Annotated in this window: 3 protein-coding genes and 1 pseudogene; 1 reads left to right on the top strand and 3 read right to left on the bottom strand. The window is 30.1% G+C overall.

From position 1 onward, the window contains the following. Nucleotides 1-301, bottom strand: a pseudogene (locus CD032_RS01260) (protein rep); the annotation flags it as partial. 16 nt (nt 302-317) lie between these two features. Next, nucleotides 318-1289, bottom strand: a complete 972-nt coding sequence (locus CD032_RS01255) for a replication initiator protein A (RefSeq protein ID WP_040030454.1) — start codon at nt 1287-1289, stop codon at nt 318-320. Between the two features lie 416 nt (nt 1290-1705). Here CD032_RS01255 and CD032_RS01250 point away from each other — a divergent pair, with 416 nt between their 5' ends. After that, on the top strand, nt 1706-2440 hold the full coding sequence (locus tag CD032_RS01250; protein WP_040030455.1) for a DUF536 domain-containing protein: 735 nt from the start codon (nt 1706-1708) through the stop codon (nt 2438-2440). A 100-nt stretch (nt 2441-2540) separates the two neighbouring features. On the opposite strand, the gene CD032_RS01245 is transcribed toward CD032_RS01250, so the two are convergent. Further along, nucleotides 2541-3473, bottom strand: a complete 933-nt coding sequence (locus CD032_RS01245) for an NADP-dependent oxidoreductase (protein ID WP_037551400.1) — start codon at nt 3471-3473, stop codon at nt 2541-2543. Between the last annotated feature and the right edge of the window lie 331 nt (nt 3474-3804).

The raw sequence follows: 3804 nt of genomic DNA, 5'->3' as shown, positions 1-3804 counted from the left end.
AACGTTTCAAATCTTTTAAGTAATAATTTTGTTTTTCAAAATTCCAAATTGCAGTAATTGAATGTGCTTTTTCTTCTTCATCTGTTGTTTTATCTTCATCACTTGTATTAATTAAATTGCCATCTTCGGCATCGTCTAAATTTAAAATTTTATGTTTTTGTTTAAGTAATCCACCATAACTCAACATACGTTTTCGATATAAACCTTGTTCTAAATCACTAACAATTTCTGAATCTTTTTCACTATCTCCAGTTAGATAATCCGATGACTTAACCGAATATTTTGAGGTCTCTTTGATTGCTATAAAATTATCTAAATTATTGGTTAAAGATATTATGTTGTTTCATGTTTTGACGACGCATATTAAGTGCGTGTATTTCTTCAAGTTCAGCTTTAATCGATTGCATTAAATATCCTTGCATAGCTTCAACGGTTTCATTCTTTTGTAGCAGCATCGCTTTAAAACGTTTTAAGACACTGACAATTTCAAACTCAACATCTTCTAAACGATAATAGGTATCATGTGCATTATTAAATGATTTCTTCCCTTTGAGTAAAACACTTTTAATAATATGAATTTCTCTAATTTCAAAATTACTTAAATAATCTTTGATTTGTTGTGGCAATTCTTCAAGCACTTGGAATTTTAAGGCATCATTATTAAATTCAGTTTGTTGATGATTTGTATGATTCGAATGAGCGTTTTCAGAAATATTGTTAGGTGTATCATTCAAATCATTCGTATCATTGTTCTCAGTCTCTATATAATCAGTATTACTAAATTCAGTATCATTAGGGTCTAAGTTTTGGGATTCTGGAGTCCCATCATTTGGGATTCTGGAGTCCCATTGTTTGGGATTCTGGAGTCCCAATATTTGGGAGTCCTTGATATCACTCGATTCGTCATCGTTCGAAGTACTATTTTGTATTTCTTTTTCAATAGTTATATTCGTTTCTATTTCATGAAGATATAGTTTGTTCGGTCGATTAAACCCGGTTTTAACTTGTTCCAGTAAACCAACCTCTTGTAACTCTTTTTTTATTTTAGTTATTGTATTTTTACTTTTATCTAACACTTCTTGAAGATTTTCATTAGTAAAAATAAAGTATATATCTCCATTTTGATCTATCCAATTATTTTTAATAGATAAACTAACTCTATCATTAAGAATTGCATAGGTAACTTTAGCACTATCACTTAGCTTTTTATATTTTTCGTTGATAAATAAAACTTTATGTAGCATATAGAAATTTTGATTGGCTTGATTTTTTATATTTTTTCTAGGCATAATAAAAACCCCTTTCCTATTAAAGTTTTGGATAGAGGTAATAAAACATTACAAGAACACATAAATTTTCTGCTTGCACTTTGATGATATAGTTGTATATAATACAGATATCAAAAGATTTATAAACGTGCTGCAACGTTTTATCACCAAACCCCGACTATTACCAGTAGTTGGGGTTTTGTCATGTTAAGGTTATTATATCACTTTGAACAACCTTATAAAAGGGAAAATGCAGGCTTATCAAAGGTTTATAAAGGGTTTATAAACCTTTGATAAAAACCATCAACCCTTTATAAACCTTTGATGAAACGATTGACGGGAACCGTTTTTAATATTGTAATTACTTTATTACCAAGCTTTATGAGTTTATACTATTTTATAAAGGGTTGATAAACATTTTATAAAGGGTTGATGATATGAGAAGCGTGAAAGCTTTGAGTGAAGAATTAGAAGTTAGTAAGCAAACAATTTTTAATAATATTAAAAGATTGAATATAGAAACAATAAAACAGGAAAACACTTCGTTTATTAAAGAAGATAGCGACATAGAAAAAATAGTTCAAAGAGTAAATGAAAATAAGAAGAAATATGGATTTGAAAATGTTGCTGAAAGTAAACAAAAAAAAGACCCAGATAATATTGACGTTGAATCTAAAACTGATGCTCAAATAGTGGAGATTCTTAAAAACCAGATTGATACTTTGAATAATCAAATTGAAAAGCAAGAAAGTCGTCATGAAACAACAATTGAATTTTACAGAAAAGAGTTGCAAGAAAGGTCGAAATTGCTTGAAAATCAACAAGTATTAGCATTAGAAAGTAATAAAAAGATTAAAAAATTAGAAGATCAATTAGAGGAAGAAAGACGACTTAATTATTCTTTTGATACGTCTGTTAATGAGAGACAAAATGTTAATGTACAAGAAGCAACATTTACTGGAGAGTCTAAAGATACTGATCAACAACAAGAATGGGAACAGCCTACAGAGGTGCAGCATAAAGATATACCTGAAGAGAAAGAGAATGAAAACCTCAATGAAGAACCATCCACAATAGACGATAAACAATTCGAAGAAATAGATAATGAATACGAAGATAAGGAAGAAAAACCACCTAAAAAAGGTTTCTGGAGTCGGTTGTTTGGTAATTAACACAATAAAAAGCGCTACAAGCTCATGAACTTGTAGTGCTTTTTTATGCTAGAGCTTCTGATAATCATCGGTTATGTTAATTTAAATAATAAATCATATATTATGATTTATTATTTATTACAATTTTCCCTCTAGAATGACCATTTTCACTTAATTTATGAGCTTCTCGAACAAAAGATAGTGGGAAAATAGCTTCGAAGTAAGCTTTGACAACACCATATCCATATAAATTAACAACTTCTATTAAATCTTGACGATTTAATTCTGTCCATGTGAAATATGCTGTAATTCCCTTACTTTCTGCTTTCTTTTTATTAACTTGTCCGCGTATAGATATTAGTCTGCCTCCAGGTTTCAATACATCATAACTACGTTCAAGTGTTTCTCCTGCTTGTGTATCAAGGACGATGTCATAATCATGTACATAATCTTCAAAACGTTCTGTATTGTAGTCAATGGTAACATCTGCCCCAATTGATTTTAAAAATTCATGGTTGTGTGTACTTGCAGTAGTTGCTACATAGGCACCTTTAGCTTTAGCTAATTGAATGCCAAATATACCTACTGCACCTGCGCCACTATGTATTAATACTTTATCGCCGTGTTGCATTTCACCATATTTTATTAACGCTTGATAGACAGTCAAACCATTAATTGGAATTGTCGCACCTTCTTCAAAAGATAATGATTCAGGTTTTTTAACAACTGTGTTTTGATTAATGGCCACAAATTCTGCATAACCACCGTTTTTATCAAGTTGTTGTGTTGCAATAACTGGTGTACCTACTGTTAAATCTGTTACTTTTGAGCCGACTTTACGTATAACGCCTGATATATCCCATCCTAAAATGAGCGGTATAGGGTAATCAATTTTCCCTTCTTGTTCACCTCGTCTAACATGCCAATCGTATGGGCTAATACCTGTATTTTCAACTTCAATTAATACTTCTTCATCTGTTATCTCAGGTAGTGGTAAATTAAATTCTTGTAATACATCAGCTTCTCCATATGATTCTATTTCAAATGCTCTCATCAATATAACCTCCTAATTAGTTCACTTTGTGTGTTGGAAAATATGGAACAATTTCTTCGCCTAATTCATCTATAATGTCTTCAACAGGTCTTCTACCAATTATAGAAAAGCTAAATATTTGGGTATATAATAATCTTTATTATTATATTTAATTAACAACACAACATCTTTAATTTTTATAGTGACAAAAATGTCAGTATTGTTATTTGTCGTAAATAATACCATAATGATAATATAAAAGATAGATAGGAGGGCGTTTTAATGGAATTACAATTAGCAATTGATTTATTAAATAAAGAGGATGCTGCAGAATTAGCAAATAAAGTTAAAG

Source organism: Staphylococcus cohnii subsp. cohnii (assembly GCF_002902365.1).
In the GTDB taxonomy this organism is placed as follows: Bacteria; Bacillota; Bacilli; order Staphylococcales; family Staphylococcaceae; genus Staphylococcus; species Staphylococcus cohnii.
This window is presented reverse-complemented; position numbering and strand designations above follow the sequence as displayed.

Bases quoted from the DNA above. Each gene is read 5' to 3' on its own strand.
- CD032_RS01250 (WP_040030455.1), top strand. From the start codon at position 1,706: ATGAGAAGCGTGAAAGCTTTGAGTGAAGAATTAGAAGTTAGTAAGCAA.
- CD032_RS01255 (WP_040030454.1), bottom strand. From the start codon at position 1,289: ATGCCTAGAAAAAATATAAAAAATCAAGCCAATCAAAATTTCTATATG.
- CD032_RS01245 (WP_037551400.1), bottom strand. From the start codon at position 3,473: ATGAGAGCATTTGAAATAGAATCATATGGAGAAGCTGATGTATTACAA.